The following is a 14,248-nucleotide window of genomic DNA, read 5'->3' as shown; positions in this document are numbered from 1 at the left end:
ATGCAGTTGCACTGCATCCCGCTCGCAGTGCAACTGCGCGCGAACAAAAACACGGGAAGTTATTAATTTACAGACCCTAAAAAGCGGCGGTCTCATTACGAGACCGCCGCGCTTGTTAATCCTGCGCCGCGTTTGCCACTTCCTCGGGTTCGAACACAACCTCCTCTTTGCCGGTCAACTTCTCATCCACTTTTTGGACGATGAGACGCAAATGCCCGGGGTGTGAGACAAAATCCAAATCGTCGGCGGGAACCGCAAGGATGGGGCACAGGGTGAAGTTGTCGATCCACGTTTCGTACAGGTTGTTAAGTCCGCGCAGATACTCGGCAGAAATGGTGCGCTCATAGTCGCGTCCGCGGTTCGAGATGCGCCCCAGCAACGTGGACACCGAAGCCCGCAGGTAGATCACCAGGTCGGGCGGCGGGAGGAAGCGCAGCATCGTCTCGTACAGATCGCGGTAAGTTTGATAATCGCGGTCTTGAATATGCCCCTGTAAATATAGGTTTTGCGCGAAGATCTCGGCATCTTCGTATACACTGCGGTCCTGGATCACCGCGCTGGGATGTTGCGAGAGTTGGAAGTGCGAGCGCAGGCGATGGGTGAGAAAAAAGACCTGCGAATGAAACGACCACGAATCCATGTTCGCATAAAAATCGGCGAGGTATGGGTTTTGGGTGACCGGCTCATAGAACGGCTCCCAGCCCATGCGCGAACAAAGCATCTGCACCAGCGTCGATTTTCCCACGCCAATATTCCCAGCCACCGCAACAAATTTTTTCACGGCATTCCTCCTCAAAATCGTGTTGTATTCGACTTAACCCAAAATAAAACTCTCTACCGACATTCCCTTTTTTTACCGCGAAGGACGCTAGGAACGCCAAGGTTTCACAGGTTTTCTTCGCGCTCTTCGCGGTTCAACTTTGTCGTTTGCGCGTTAGAAAAAATAGGCTCTCACGTTTTTAACGGGAAACCATTTTTCAAACACAAAGGACACGACGGTCACAAAGGAAAAACACAAAGAATCTAGGCTCTTTGTCCCCCTTTGTGTCGCTTCGACGAACTCAGCGCAAGACTTTGTGTCCTTCGTGGTGAGGCTCTTTCCCGTTGATTACGGGACACCCAAAAAATAAAAGAGACAGAACTTTCGTTTTTATTGCTCTAAGACGGACTGTGACCGTCGCTTCGCTGGTGCATATGGCGGTCACAGACCGCCTGTGAGCGAAAGCCCTAATAGATCTGCGTCCGGGAGAACCAGCCCTATTGCGGAAATTCGCCCGCCAACTCCTTGTCGATCACCTGCCTGAACACCTCGATGGGTTGCGCCCCGATCACCGCCAGCCCGTTGATGAAGAAGGTCGGCGTGGAGTTGACCCCCATGTTGATGGCGAAATCGCTGTCTTTCTGAATCATTGTCCGATACGTGCCAGCCTTCATACAAGCATCAAAGGAAGATGCGTTCAGGTTCAAATCGCTTGCATATTGGGTATACACACTGCTTCCCAACAGATCTCCGCTGAGCAGTTTATCGTGGAAACCCCAAAAAGCGTTTTGTTCATTGGCGCACAGGGCGGCTTCGGCGGCTGAGAACGCGTCGGGGTGAATGGACGTGAGTGGCAGGTTCCGATACACAAAGCGGATTTGCCCCTCGTATTCCGCGAGCAGGGGTTCGTACACTTCCGCGAACCAGCGCTTGCAAAACGGACATTGAAAATCGCTGAACTCGACGATGGTGATGGGCGCGTCTTCGGGACCAAAAGCGGGATACCCCTCGGTCGGGATATCGTAACGGATAACCTGCGGTTCCTCCGCCACTTGCGCCTGATTCGCCGCCTGAGGCGCGGTGCCAGCCTTTGCGAACAGGTCGGTTCCCCACACCGCGTACCCAGCCAGGAGACCGAAGAAAAACGTCAACACGCTGAGCGCGGCGTAAAAGTGACTCGCCTTGAACGTGATGGTGTTCTCGTCTAGCAAGGTGGTCGCAGGTTCGGCAACGGCGGTTTTGTTACCAGAAACAGGGATGGGCTGTTCTTCAGTGGTTGTAGATTTTCTAGGCATGGGCGGCATTATAAAACACGCCCGCCGATTTGTCATTTGCCACTTTTGTGGGGAAACCACGTAGATCGTTTTGCAAGTTTATTTTTCGGAGGTCGAAATGACAACTCACACAAAACACATCCCCTGGTATCTGTGGCCCTTTGCCGCCATCTGGAAACTGCTGGCGGTGATCGTCGAACTCACGGGGCGGCTCGTGGCGATGATCCTCGGCATCGTGCTGATGCTCGTCGGCGGCATCATCAGCCTGACCGTCATCGGCACCATCGTCGGCATTCCGCTGGCGGTTGTGGGGTTATTGCTGTTCCTCAAGGGGATGTTCTAGCGTACAGCAAAGTTCACTTTGCTTTTACTGCGAAGAAACTCGCTCTATGCAGTCGTCTCAGGCTGCGTTCCCCGCTTCCGCGCGAGAAGCAGGATGCGGCTGGGCAGGGAGGCGAGAAACCGTCGAATAGGCGGAATACGCATAACGAGCAGAATGACCGCGATCACCGTGTAGATCAACGGGCGGATAATCTCGCCTTGCAAGGCGAAGAAATCGCCTTTCTTACCCCACGCATAATGCAGTAACAACAGCGGGACGATGAAGTAGATGGTCTGGTGAATGCGTTTCCATCGTTTGCCGAGGCGTTTCTTCCAGATATCGAACGAGCTGGCGGCAAGCGGAATCAACAGGAGGAAACCGGCTAACCCTACAAGGATATACGGCTTCTCGATAATATTTTGAACGATAAAACTCCATGCCAAACCATAATCGAACATGAAGATGATGATATGGAGCGTGGCGTACATGAAGGCATACAACCCCAGCGCGCGACGGCGTTTAAGAAGTTCGGTCCATCGGAAGAGCGTGTTCAACGGCGTGCAAGCCAGCGACAGGATCAGCAAGGTAATGGCATGGCGTCCCGTGCGTTGCTCCAATTCCTGAATCGGGTTTGCCGAGAGATCGCCTGTGATGAGTTTGAACACAAGGATGACCAGCACAGACCACGCATAGATGTGTATGGCAATTTGAAGAGGGGTGTAACGTGAAAAGATTTTTTTCAACATAATGGTTTTTATAATACCGCGCGCTTGTCCCGGCATGCAAGCGCCAGGGAAGTTCGCCTTGTGCTCAGCCACAGAGTCCGCAGAGAACCTTGAGAATAACTCTTTTTCTCTGCGTTCTTTGCGGCGAAGACGACTTTCGCAAGAGGCTTAGTCTAATAATTTTCGATCAAATCCATGCCGGCGTACATCCCAGCCACTTGTTCGGCGTACCCATTGAACATCAGGGTGGGGCGGCGTTTCAATTCGCCGATGCGGCGTTCCGATGCCTGCGACCAGCGCGGGTGCGGGCGTTCCGGGTTCACATTCGAATAAAAGCCGTATTCTGTTGCTCCTACGCTGTTCCATAATGTGCTCGGTTGCTCCTCCACCAGTTCGATCTTTGTCACTGCCTTGATGGATTTGAACCCATACTTCCACGGCACAACAAGGCGGATCGGCGCCCCATTCTGATTGGGCATCGGCTCACCATATACCCCGGTGGCGAGGATGGTCAAGTCGTTCATGGCTTCGTCGAGGCGCAACCCCTCCTGATAGGGCCACGGGTAAAAAGGACTCGCTTGCCCCGGCAGGTCTTCCGGGCGGTAGACCGATTCAAAGCGAACATATTTTGCGTTTGAAGTCGGCGTCACTTCTTTCAAAATGGATGAAAGCGTGAACCCGCTCCACGGGATGACCATGCTCCACGCCTCCACGCAACGCAGGCGGTAAATGCGCTCCTCCTGGGTGAATTTGCCCAGCAAATCTTCGATGCCGTAGGTTTTGGGTTGCTTCACCAAGCCGTAGACTTCCACCGTCCATGGGTTGGTGTTGAAGTCTTTTGAAAGTGGAGCCACCGCCTCCTTATTGGCGCTGAACTCATAGTAATTATTATAGTTGGTGATGTCTTCGAAGGTGTTGGCAGGATCGCCTAATTCATCGAATTTGACTTCGACAGGCGGCGCTTCTTCCCCCGGGATGACTGTCGCGGCTACCGTGGGCGCGCACGCCGCTAGAAGCGCCGATCCGCTCAGGAAGCCCGCGGCTTTGAGGAATTCGCGCCGTGAAAGGTATTGCGAATGCGGCGTGATCTCGGATGATTGTACAGCAACGGATTTATAGTTGTCGTTCATAGTTCTCCTTGCTTTCCTTTCCTTGTGAAAGAAGAGGCTGGGTGGCGGATTAATACGTTTCTTCCAACAACGCGCGAATATTTTCCTCGGTCTCTTCGTAACGCCCTTCGCCAATGTGAACATAGCGGATGCGCCCTTGTTTATCGATCAAGTACAGCGCGGGCCAGTAGCGGTTCTTATACGCGCGCCATGTGACTCCATCATTGTCCTGCGAGATGGGATATTCGATCTCAAAATGCCGAACAGCGTCTCGCAAATTGGCAAGGTCGGTTTCGTAATCGAACTCTGGGTAGTGATTGCCGATGATGACAAGCCCCTGCGCGGCGTATTTCTCGTGCCACTCTTTGAGCGACGGCATCACGTTCTGGCAGTTGATACAGCCGAATGTCCACATTTCGACGATGACTACTTTGCCGCGCAAGTCGGCGAGGCGGAGCGGCGCGTCTGTGTTCAACCATGTGGTGTTTGTTAGTTCGGGAGCGGGACCTAGGTCGGGCAGGGATGCAAGTTTGGGCATGGGAGCATCGTCCACGGGCGAGTCAGCCGCGCTTTGCGAAAGAGGCGTTTGGGCGTTGGAGCATCCAACCAGAAGGAGGAATATCAGGCAGACGCGGAGTGATTTCATGGATCGTTGTCCTTGATGCCTGAAGTGTAGAAAAACTTCCTTACAAAAAGATTACGCCCCTCTGAAAAGTTTGTTAAGGAATGGTGAAGGTGAACAGCGTGCCCTTGCCCGGCTTACTCTCGACGCGGATCTCTCCGCCATGCGCCTGCACAATGCCGCGCGCGATTGCCAGCCCCAACCCGGCGCCCGTGCCGCGACTGCGCGAACGAGCCGCATCGCCGCGATAAAAACTTTCGAACACGTGCGGCAGGTCTTCCTCGCGGATGCCCTCGCCTGTGTCGCTGACGGTCACCTCGATGCCCTTGCCGGTGCGATGCGCCCACACGCTCACCCTGCCCTGATCGGGTGTGTGCCGCAGGGCGTTACCGATGAGGTTGTTGAGCGCGCGCCCGATGGCTTGCGTATCCATGTTGACCGGGTCCACGTTGTATTCCACGTTGCCTTCGAGTTTGATCTCGCGTTGTTTGGCGGGTTCGGTAAAACTTTCGAGCGTGTCCGAAACGAGGTCGCTGAGCGAGGCGTTTTGGCGGTCGAGCGGAAAGCCCCCCGTATCGAGTTGCGCCATTTGGAAGAGATCGTCGATCAACGCGGAAAGTGAGTTCACGTCGCGTTGGGCGGTGCGTAAATATCGGCTGGCGGTTTCGGGGTCTTCCACCACGCCGTCAGATAACGCCTCCAAAATGGCGCGCACCGAGGTGAGCGGAGTTTGCAAATCGTGACCCACCCAGGCGATCAGATCGCGGCGCATGTGTTCGAGTTCGCGTTGCTTGCTATCGCTTTCCTGTAACTGTTCCGCCATCTGATTGAAGGTTTTTGCCAACCCCGCCACTTCGTCATGACCCTGCACAGGCACGCGCGTGTTCAGTTCGCCATGCGCGATATTTTCCGCCGCATTTTTGAGCAGATGAATGCGCTGTGTGATCGTGCCGGAGAGAAAATACCCAAGCACGGTTGCCATGCCGCCGGCAAACACCAATAAAACAATGGCAAGCAATAGATCGTGCTGGCTCGAGAACATCATCTGCGCCGAGAACCACACATTGAAGAACGTGAGAACGCTGGCGAGGATATACCCGCCCAGCAACGTCCAACGCAGGGTCGGCGACATGTGGATCCAACCGAGGGAATACGCAAGATAACCGATGACTGCCGAAACCAATGCTGTGAGGCTAAGATATAACGCCAGATTGGCGATATCCTGCATCGGCGGGAACATCACCAGCGTAAAGATGCCCAGCGTGATCGCAACGATGACCGCCGCGCCGAGAATCAATTGAAACACAAAAGGAGCACGCGAAAAAAATTTTTTCATCTTACGGTTCAAATTTATAGCCGACGCCCCACACCGTAATCAACCGCGCGGGCTTCGAAGGGTCGAGTTCGATCTTTTCGCGCACGCGGCGCACATGCACGGTCACAGTGCCCGGATCGATGTATTGCGCCCCGCCCCACACGCGCTCGAGTAACTGATCGCGTGTGAACACCTGTTTCGGGTGGCGCATCAACAAATAAAGCATGTCGAATTCCTTCGCCGTCAATTCTACATCGGAGTCGCGCGCTTTGACCACCCGACTGCGCGGGTCGATGGATAGATCAGGGAAGGATATCGCCCGGTCGTTCCCCTCCTCCGCCTGCTCCCGCGCCCCGCGCCGCATCACCGCCCGCACCCGGCTCACCAGCTCCTGCGGGCTGAACGGCTTGACCACATAATCGTCGGCGCCCATCTCCAGCCCGGCGATGCGATCCGCTTCTTCGCGCCGCGCCGTCAACATGATGATCGGCACATTGGACCGGTCTCGCATCCAGCGCGTGAGCGCCAGACCGTCCACTTCGGGAAGCATCAGGTCGAGGATGACGAAATCCGGGGGCTGTCGTTCGAAGAGAGCCATCGCTTGTTTACCGGTGGAAGCGACTTGCGCCGCAAATCCGGCGCGCTTGAGATACAGGCTTATCACCTCAGCAATGCTGGCTTCGTCTTCCACCACGAGAATGGAACGCGCGTTCATCGATGCCCATCATACTCCAATGTCATTCAGAATCGCGCAGCAGTTAGGAATTCGTAAGATTTGCCCCATGAACTACTTGTTTACTTGACCAATGCCTCGATCTCATCGAATGAGCGGATATCATCCCGCCCGGCGTTCTTGGCGGCGTACATTGCCATGTCTGCGGCGCGTAAGAACGATTCGCGCGTATCGCCGTTGGCGGGGTAGGAGGCGATGCCCATCGAATAGGTTGCGGTCAGTGTATGATTGCCGTAGCGCACCATCAACGCCTTGAGCGACTGCCGCAAGGCTGCCGCGCGTTCTTGCACGATACTGCGAGCCATATTGGGCATAACGATGAGAAATTCTTCGCCGCCGTAACGGCAGGCAAAGTCGCCGCGTCGGCTGTGGGTCATCAGCATGCCTCCCAGCGCTTTTAACATGATATCCCCTGCTTCGTGCCCATAGGTGTCGTTGATCTGCTTGAAGTGATCGATATCGATCATGATGATGGAGACAGGATAAGATTCGCGCGCGGCTCGGGCGAGTTCCCTATCCAGCGTTTCTTCGAGATAACGGCGGTTAAATAACCCGGTCAGCGAGTCGCGCACTGCCTGTTCGCGCAACTGGCTCTGTAAGATTCCAATTTCGATGAGTTGGGATTTCAGCCGGAAATTGGCGTCGCGGAGTCTTTTTTCAACTTCTTTGCGTTCGGTAATGTCTCGAAAGACAAGTAATCTGCCGTTTATCAGGTCATTCTTATCGTAGAGCGGGGTCATGCGCAAGTCTAAAATTTGAGATGGCATGGATGGAAGACGTACCTCGGTTTTTAGCTCGAAATCGCCGAAAATTGCGCTTGTTTTTTCCACCCAGCCTCCGAAAGTCTCGAAGGCGCATTTGCCTAGAAGTTGCTGTGGTTGTTCTGCCAGTAACACTTCCATGGCTGGGTTGAGATCCGCAATACGGTTTTGGGCATCGAGCACTAATACGCCGTCGCCCATGTTTTCGATCAGATGACTGCGCGCCACAGGGATCAGATCCATAAAGTGGGTGCGGAGTGTGGTAAAGGCAAAAATGACGCCTGTGATGCCAAAGCTGATCGGGGATGTATCCAGATTGCCGAGCGCGTTATAGTCTAACTGGCTATATATGCTGAATGCCAGCGGAACAATACATCCGAGTAGAAGCAGGCGGTATTGATTTCGATACAAATGACTTGCGCGCAGCGCCTCGCGAACAAGAGTGAGAATGCCCATGGTTACCGTGCCGTAGGCAATCGCCAGGTTTACAAAATAGACCGGGCCGCGTTGAATTTTCAGCGCCGAGAACCCGTCTTGCTCAACCAGTTGCACCGAAGAAAGGACGAGATGATGGTATGAGTTAGTCCACTGCAGGAGGATGAATACGATTGAAAAGGCATAGAGCAGGGTCAATGCGCGGCGAGTGACCCAGACCGGGCTTCCGCTGAATTTCAAGATGAAGGTCATGAACAGGATTGGCGCGATGGCAACAGGAACGACCATCACGTTCAACCAGAAGACCTTTCCCGCGAAACCATCCTGAATGTATATCGCGGCGGCAGTCGCGGACCACATCGACATGACAACCAGCAACGCCCTCAACGTGGTCGAGCCGGGCGCGTTCCTCTTTCGGGCGATCAACGAAGCGGAAAAGGTTACGACGGTGGAACCGATCAATAAAAGGAGATAAGTAAAAAAATAAGTTGGCATAAGCCTACATACAGCCTAATTGTAGCCTTGGACGAAACCATGCAAACTTGCAATGGGTTTACAAAGATTTTCTCTCTATTAATTCTACCTACCTGACAATTTTTATAAAATGGGAAGCAGATAAACGCGGATTTTTCAAAAAACGGGCGAAAAAAGTTTTTATCAGCGTTTTCAGCGCGCTTCGCGGTCAGCGTCCAAAAAAGGAAAGTGTCGGGTAGTTAGTATTAATTCAATTTAAGCATTCTCTACCGTAGCGGCATGGCGACACTGAGCGGTGCATTAAGCCTCGCTTTGGCGGCAAAGAGCGCAACAAAAAAGGCTCCTCAGTGATCTGAAGAGCCTTTCATGGACGAGCATTAGTCTTTGCCGAACGACTCGAGCGCGTCGTCCATGCTTGCGTACATGGGAATATTCTGTAAAAATCCTGTGATGCCCAGCACGTTGTAGATCTGGGCTGGCGCGTTGCATAATTTCATATGCGCCACTTGAAAATGGTCCTCTTTGGGAGTGAAGATCAGATACACCTTTTGCAAGGCGCGCATGCCGGCGCTGGTGAGTGTATCGAGCTCGCTCATGTCGATCAGCAGGTACCGCGCGCCGCCATCGTACGCGTCCCGGGCTTCCTCCAGCAGGCGGCTTTCACCCTGCGCATCCAGCCAGCCAGACACCCGAAAAATGGTGACGGGCACCTCTGCCTGCCGTTGCTCAGAGGATACTTTGAAATCAGGATTCATGATTACCTCGTTTTCGAATACGATACAGCGCCGCCAGAATGATGTTTCCCATTATACACTTGACGGGCGTTTCCAACGGGCATACAATCGCGCCACAATTTTATCGACCATTCAGCGGCGAAGTTGGTGAAATTCCAACACTGTCGCGCAACTGTGATGTTGGTCAAATAGTCAAATAGTCTCCCAGTCTCCCAGTCGAACATATGCGACTGGAGGACGATCAGACTAGCCGGCTAGGAGACTAAGTAAGTCAGGTCGCCCGCACTGGTCGGTTCTACCACACCCTCGCGGAAAGGAGGTGGAGGACGGCTAGACTCGCATCGCCTCCCCAACCTCCCCGGCTTTGGCTGGGGATTTTAATTTGTACGATCAAGTCAGACCGGCTTAAGCCGGTCGCACCACACCCTTAGGAGAAACCATGTTACGCAAGACTTTACTATTGACTTTACTCATCGCGCTGTTGACCGCGTGCGCGCCGCAAACCACGCCGACAGTTGCGCCTGTTGCGCCTACAGTCGCCGCCACCGAAGCGCCTGCCACTGCCGCGCCAACCGAAATACCAGCCAAACGCTATACCGATGGGCTTGGGCGCGAAATCACGCTCGAAACAACCCCTCAGCGAATCGTTTCGCTTGCCCCTTCCAACACGGAGATACTCTTCGCCATTGGAGCAGGCTCACAGGTGGTCGGACGCGATGAATTTTCCGATTATCCCGCCGAAGCCGCCTCGATCGAATCCATTGGCGGATCGTTCGGCGAATACAATGTGGAAGCGATCGTGGCGCTCGAACCCGACCTGGTGCTCGCCGCCGAGATCAACACGCCCGAACTTGTGAAGCAACTTGAAGATTTGGGGTTGACCGTGTTTTACCTGAAGAACCCGGTCACGCTTGAAGAAATGTATGTGAACCTTGATGTTGTCGGTCAGCTGTCTGGGCATGACGTGACAGAACTCATCGGCTCGCTCGAAGCGCGCGTTGCCGCGGTGGATGAAAAGATCGCGCCCATCTCTGCCCGCCCAACGGTCTTTTATGAGATCGACGCAACGGACGCGGCGAAACCCTACTCGTACGGTCTCGGCACCTTCGGCGACCTGCTCATTCAGCGCGCTGGCGGAGCCAACCTCGTAACCCTGGCTGGCATCACCGACGCTTACCCGCAAGTGAGTTTGGAACAGATCGTCGCCGCGAACCCTTCGGTGATCGTCCTCGGCGATTCGATGTGGGGCGTAACGCCCGAATCGGTGCTCGCCCGCGCCGGCTGGGAAACGCTCGATGCGGTGAAGAACAATCAAATTTTTACTTTCGACGATAACCTGGTCAGCCGCCCCGGCCCGCGCCTGGTGGATGGGCTGGAACAATTGGCGAAACTATTGCACCCCGAGTTGTTTAAGTAAGAAATAAACAGGTAGACACGCGCGCGTGTCTACCTGTTTGCATCTTCCCGTGGATACGATATCCATGCGCCCTCTCCTTTCCTCCTTCCTCTTTCTTTGCCTCGCGATCCTCCTCAGCCTGGCCATTGGCTCTGTTTTCATTTCACCGCGCGAGTTATGGCAAACCATTCTCGGCAACGGCACAGAGATCAACGGTTCGATCTTATGGAAGATACGCCTGCCGCGCACGATCCTCATCGCGCTCACTGGCGCGGCATTGGGCGGGAGCGGAGCGGCATATCAAGGATTATTCCGCAACCCACTGGCTGACCCATTCCTCATCGGCGTCGCATCAGGCGCGGGGCTGGGCGCGGTGATCGCCATGTCGGTCCAGTGGCCCTATTCATTCTGGGGTCTGATGGCGATTCCACTCTCGGCATTCGTTGCCGCGCTGATCACAGTCTTCATCGTATATTCCCTGGCGCGGGTTGGTCGAACCATACCGACAACCAGCCTCATCCTCGCCGGCGTTGCCGTTTCATCGTTCGCCACCTCGCTCACCTCATTCCTCATGATCCGCTCCACGAGCGAAGTTCGCCGCGCGTTAGGCTGGCTTCTCGGCGGCGCGAGCCAAAACGGGTGGGCGGCGATCCTTGCGATCATGCCATACCTCGTCATCGGTCTGGGCATTCTGGCTTTCTGTGGTCACGCGCTGAATCTCCTGCAATTCGGCGACGATCAGGCGCAACAACTCGGGCTGAACGTCTCGCGCGCCAAGCGGATCATTTTGACTGCCTCCTCCCTGGCGACTGCCGCGGCGGTATCGTTTTCCGGCATTATCGGATTCGTCGGACTGATCGTCCCGCATCTCACCCGATTGTGGTTTGGTCCCGATTACCGGCGTTTACTCCCCCTCAGCATTCTCGGCGGCGCGATCGCCCTGCTTCTCTCCGACATCCTCGCCAGAATCGTCATCGCGCCGCAAGAGATTCCCGTCGGCATCGTCACCGCGCTGGCAGGCGCGCCGTTCTTCTTATGGGTGTTGAAGACCGCCAAGAATCAAGGATATTGGTAAACATGGAAATCTCCATCCGCGCAATCGACAAAGAGAACGATCAAGACTATCGTCAATTTGACGATTCCTTCCTGGTAACTTCCAAATTGGTTCTGCGCGCCGAACGGGGAAAGATTTCTTATACGGTTATGGATGTGCCTCCCTATACAAAAAAATACGGCGGCCGGCGCGTGACCGATTTCATGGCGTACGACAGCGACCCGGACCGCAACCTCTTTTTTGCGTATGCAGACAATGAACTCGCAGGGCAGATTGAAGCGCGGAAACACTGGAATAATTATGCATATCTATGCGATCTCGGAGTGGACACAAAATTTCGACGGCGAGGGATTGGGCGCGCATTAATGGCTCGCGCGCTCGATTGGGCAAGAACAAAAGGTTTCCCCGGCGTGTTCCTTGAAACACAGGATATCAATGTGAACGCCTGCCGGCTCTATGAAAGTTGCGGTTTCGAACTGCGCGGGTTCGACATGGAATTATATAAAGCCCTAAACCCGCCCTTGGACGAGATCGCGTTATATTGGTATTTGATTTTTTAATCCATTGTAGCGCGGCAACATGAATGTTGCCGCGCCCGTCTGTTTCTGCCATGTTGAAAATCCAAAACATCTCTGCCTATTACGGCTCCCGCCAAATCTTGCGCGATATTTCCCTCGCTGTGCAAAGCGGCGAGGTCCTCGCGCTGATCGGACCGAACGGCGCGGGCAAATCCACGCTCATCCGCGCCGCAAGCGGGGTGATTCCCTATTCGGGTCACGTTCGCGCGAACGGAGACGATTTCGCATCGCTGGATCCCATGCAACGAGCGAAGTATATTGCCACCGTTCCGCAGGCGGTTTCACTACCACCGGCGTTTACCGCTTGGGAAACCGTATTACTCGGGCGTGCGCCTTATCTTGGGTTTTTAGGTCAGCCATCGAGAGGCGACGAAGAGATCGCGCGGCAAGCGCTTCAGCGCGTGGGCGCGCTTCACTTTGCCGAACGCCGCGTGGGCGAACTCTCCGGTGGAGAACAACAACGGGTTTTACTCGCGCGCGCCTTGTGCCAATCCACGCCGATCCTGTTGCTCGATGAACCCACCGCGCATTTGGATATACAGTATCAAGTTGGCTTGTTGGAGTTGGTGAGCGACCTTGCTCACAAAGATAACCTTGCCGTGTTGATCGCCTTGCACGATTTGAATCTCGCGGCGCATTATGCGGATCGAATCGCGTTAATGGTCGCGGGAAACATCACGGCGATGGGGAAGCCCGGGGAAGTATTGCAACCCGAACGAATTGCTGAAGCGTATTGTTTGCCCGTGCGGGTGGTCAAGCATCCGTTTTTGGATATTCCGCTGGTCCTGCCGGAAATACAATAAGCCGCGCACACTGCGAACTTGAGAATTGACCTCTTGCATAAGTATCTCTTGTTTAACCACAGAGACCTTTGAGAAACACTCTTTTTCTCTGTGGCAAAAACGACTTTCGCAAGAAGTCTAGTAAACGTTAAGCGGAATCTGCCCGATACGTTTTCCTTTTCACCCCGTCAAGTAATAAAAGGAAGGCAGACATGAAGACGCCTGTATTCGTTCTCCTCATAGCGATTGTGCTCTTTGTGGTGTTTGCGATGATCTCGTCCGCTGGCTCATCGGGGATCATGGGAGCCGCCGCGGTTGCGAGCCTGTTTTGCGGATTATTCGCGCTGGTGTTGCCAAAGGTGATCGAGCGCGTGAACCCCAAGGTGTGGATATTTACGGGGCTGGTTCTTCTAGCGCTTCTGCTCATTCCTACTTCCCTGCTATTCTCAGACTTAGCGACAGCCGCGTTTTTCCTGATCCCTCTTGCGCTGATCAATGCGGCGTTCTTGCTCTATTCGGGTTTGAGTCTGCGTTCGTCCGAACCGCAAGCGCGAATTGTCATTCCCGTCTTCTTCGTTGGTATTCTTCTTATCATTGGAACGCTCTTCAAAATCTACGATCTAACAGTTTGGGATAATACCTACGATTCCCTCAAATACATTCTGTTGTTTGCTCCGATGCTTGCCGTCTTGCTTTCCGGGCTTACCCTGCTTATTGCTTTGCCGTCCAAAACAAAACTAGCTGGCATTGCATATCTTCTACTCGCCCCCGCTTTGATGATCTGGGTTTCGACTTTGGCGCAACGCGTCGACTTTCGAGCATTGACGTCGCAACGGGCGGACAGGGTCGTTCAAGCCATCGAATCATTTTACGCGCGCGAGGAACGTTACCCCGCGTCTCTTTCGGAATTGACTCCCCGATACATTCTCGCGCTTCCCGAACCGGTCATTATCTACGGGCAGACTTGGTGCTACGAAAGCGGAGACGGTTACTACCGCCTCGGCTACGTGGACCGCGAACACTGGAGCGATCCGCGTATGATCGGGCGGATCTTCAAAGCGGAAGGACAGCCCGCGCAACAGTCCCTCATGTGCGAGGCGGAAATCGCAACTTTGCAACAGGCTGATCCGTTCATTTCGTATTGGATGGAAAGCCAGTAGATGGCGCGTTCGAG

The 14,248-nt window shown here is 54.3% G+C and carries 15 protein-coding genes; 6 read left to right on the top strand and 9 right to left on the bottom strand.

Features of this window, described 5'->3' with window-relative positions:
• Positions 1-115 precede the first annotated feature (115 nt).
• Complete coding sequence (locus IPM31_05345; GenBank protein MBK9006402.1) at positions 116-781, bottom strand: deoxynucleoside kinase; 666 nt, start codon at positions 779-781, stop codon at positions 116-118.
• Between the two features lie 476 nt (positions 782-1,257).
• Positions 1,258-2,055: a DsbA family protein gene (locus tag IPM31_05340; GenBank protein MBK9006401.1), complete on the bottom strand. Its 798-nt coding sequence runs from the start codon at positions 2,053-2,055 to the stop codon at positions 1,258-1,260.
• Between the two features lie 97 nt (positions 2,056-2,152).
• Between IPM31_05340 and IPM31_05335 the strand changes: the two genes are divergently transcribed.
• Positions 2,153-2,377 carry a hypothetical protein gene (locus IPM31_05335; protein MBK9006400.1) on the top strand — a complete coding sequence of 75 codons (225 nt, stop codon included), beginning with the start codon at positions 2,153-2,155 and terminating at the stop codon, positions 2,375-2,377.
• A gap of 44 nt (positions 2,378-2,421) precedes the next feature.
• Here IPM31_05335 and IPM31_05330 read toward each other — a convergent pair whose 3' ends face one another.
• The 7 genes from IPM31_05330 to IPM31_05300 form a co-directional block, all read right to left on the bottom strand.
• On the bottom strand, positions 2,422-3,102 hold the full coding sequence (locus IPM31_05330; GenBank protein MBK9006399.1) for a sulfoxide reductase heme-binding subunit YedZ: 681 nt from the start codon (positions 3,100-3,102) through the stop codon (positions 2,422-2,424).
• A gap of 152 nt (positions 3,103-3,254) precedes the next feature.
• The gene (gene msrP, locus IPM31_05325; protein MBK9006398.1) at positions 3,255-4,211 is read right to left on the bottom strand and encodes a protein-methionine-sulfoxide reductase catalytic subunit MsrP; all 957 of its coding nucleotides are present in this window, start codon (positions 4,209-4,211) and stop codon (positions 3,255-3,257) included.
• A 49-nt stretch (positions 4,212-4,260) separates the two neighbouring features.
• The gene (locus IPM31_05320; GenBank protein MBK9006397.1) at positions 4,261-4,836 is read right to left on the bottom strand and encodes a redoxin domain-containing protein; all 576 of its coding nucleotides are present in this window, start codon (positions 4,834-4,836) and stop codon (positions 4,261-4,263) included.
• Between the two features lie 73 nt (positions 4,837-4,909).
• Positions 4,910-6,148 (bottom strand): HAMP domain-containing protein, encoded by a 1,239-nt coding sequence (locus tag IPM31_05315; protein ID MBK9006396.1) that lies wholly within the window; start codon positions 6,146-6,148, stop codon positions 4,910-4,912.
• Position 6,149: 1 nt separating this feature from the next.
• Positions 6,150-6,842, bottom strand: a complete 693-nt coding sequence (locus IPM31_05310) for a response regulator transcription factor (protein MBK9006395.1) — start codon at positions 6,840-6,842, stop codon at positions 6,150-6,152.
• A gap of 80 nt (positions 6,843-6,922) precedes the next feature.
• Positions 6,923-8,551 (bottom strand): diguanylate cyclase, encoded by a 1,629-nt coding sequence (locus tag IPM31_05305; protein ID MBK9006394.1) that lies wholly within the window; start codon positions 8,549-8,551, stop codon positions 6,923-6,925.
• Between the two features lie 356 nt (positions 8,552-8,907).
• A complete protein-coding gene (locus tag IPM31_05300; GenBank protein MBK9006393.1) occupies positions 8,908-9,285 on the bottom strand; it encodes an STAS domain-containing protein in 378 nt (125 codons plus the stop codon).
• Between the two features lie 418 nt (positions 9,286-9,703).
• Here IPM31_05300 and IPM31_05295 point away from each other — a divergent pair, with 418 nt between their 5' ends.
• The 5 genes from IPM31_05295 (at position 9,704) to IPM31_05275 (ending at position 14,234) form a co-directional block, all read left to right on the top strand.
• A complete protein-coding gene (locus tag IPM31_05295) occupies positions 9,704-10,681 on the top strand; it encodes a cobalamin-binding protein (GenBank protein MBK9006392.1) in 978 nt (325 codons plus the stop codon).
• A 64-nt stretch (positions 10,682-10,745) separates the two neighbouring features.
• On the top strand, positions 10,746-11,735 hold the full coding sequence (locus tag IPM31_05290; GenBank protein MBK9006391.1) for an iron ABC transporter permease: 990 nt from the start codon (positions 10,746-10,748) through the stop codon (positions 11,733-11,735).
• A 2-nt stretch (positions 11,736-11,737) separates the two neighbouring features.
• The gene (locus IPM31_05285; protein ID MBK9006390.1) at positions 11,738-12,274 is read left to right on the top strand and encodes a GNAT family N-acetyltransferase; all 537 of its coding nucleotides are present in this window, start codon (positions 11,738-11,740) and stop codon (positions 12,272-12,274) included.
• A gap of 50 nt (positions 12,275-12,324) precedes the next feature.
• Positions 12,325-13,095 carry an ABC transporter ATP-binding protein gene (locus IPM31_05280; protein ID MBK9006389.1) on the top strand — a complete coding sequence of 257 codons (771 nt, stop codon included), beginning with the start codon at positions 12,325-12,327 and terminating at the stop codon, positions 13,093-13,095.
• Between the two features lie 191 nt (positions 13,096-13,286).
• Positions 13,287-14,234: a hypothetical protein gene (locus tag IPM31_05275; GenBank protein MBK9006388.1), complete on the top strand. Its 948-nt coding sequence runs from the start codon at positions 13,287-13,289 to the stop codon at positions 14,232-14,234.
• Positions 14,235-14,248 lie beyond the last annotated feature (14 nt).

This window comes from Candidatus Defluviilinea gracilis (genome assembly GCA_016716235.1).
In the GTDB taxonomy this organism is placed as follows: Bacteria; Chloroflexota; Anaerolineae; order Anaerolineales; family Villigracilaceae; genus Defluviilinea; species Defluviilinea gracilis.
This window is presented reverse-complemented; position numbering and strand designations above follow the sequence as displayed.

Excerpts from the sequence above, each read along its gene's own strand:
- IPM31_05285 (MBK9006390.1), top strand. The coding sequence starts at position 11,738 with ATGGAAATCTCCATCCGCGCAATCGACAAAGAGAACGATCAAGACTAT.
- IPM31_05330 (MBK9006399.1), bottom strand. The coding sequence starts at position 3,102 with ATGTTGAAAAAAATCTTTTCACGTTACACCCCTCTTCAAATTGCCATA.
- IPM31_05280 (MBK9006389.1), top strand. The coding sequence starts at position 12,325 with ATGTTGAAAATCCAAAACATCTCTGCCTATTACGGCTCCCGCCAAATC.
- IPM31_05295 (MBK9006392.1), top strand. The coding sequence starts at position 9,704 with ATGTTACGCAAGACTTTACTATTGACTTTACTCATCGCGCTGTTGACC.
- IPM31_05335 (MBK9006400.1), top strand. The coding sequence starts at position 2,153 with ATGACAACTCACACAAAACACATCCCCTGGTATCTGTGGCCCTTTGCC.
- IPM31_05315 (MBK9006396.1), bottom strand. The coding sequence starts at position 6,148 with ATGAAAAAATTTTTTTCGCGTGCTCCTTTTGTGTTTCAATTGATTCTC.
- IPM31_05275 (MBK9006388.1), top strand. The coding sequence starts at position 13,287 with ATGAAGACGCCTGTATTCGTTCTCCTCATAGCGATTGTGCTCTTTGTG.
- IPM31_05305 (MBK9006394.1), bottom strand. The coding sequence starts at position 8,551 with ATGCCAACTTATTTTTTTACTTATCTCCTTTTATTGATCGGTTCCACC.
- IPM31_05320 (MBK9006397.1), bottom strand. The coding sequence starts at position 4,836 with ATGAAATCACTCCGCGTCTGCCTGATATTCCTCCTTCTGGTTGGATGC.
- IPM31_05300 (MBK9006393.1), bottom strand. The coding sequence starts at position 9,285 with ATGAATCCTGATTTCAAAGTATCCTCTGAGCAACGGCAGGCAGAGGTG.
- msrP (MBK9006398.1), bottom strand. The coding sequence starts at position 4,211 with ATGAACGACAACTATAAATCCGTTGCTGTACAATCATCCGAGATCACG.
- IPM31_05340 (MBK9006401.1), bottom strand. The coding sequence starts at position 2,055 with ATGCCTAGAAAATCTACAACCACTGAAGAACAGCCCATCCCTGTTTCT.
- IPM31_05290 (MBK9006391.1), top strand. The coding sequence starts at position 10,746 with ATGCGCCCTCTCCTTTCCTCCTTCCTCTTTCTTTGCCTCGCGATCCTC.
- IPM31_05310 (MBK9006395.1), bottom strand. The coding sequence starts at position 6,842 with ATGAACGCGCGTTCCATTCTCGTGGTGGAAGACGAAGCCAGCATTGCT.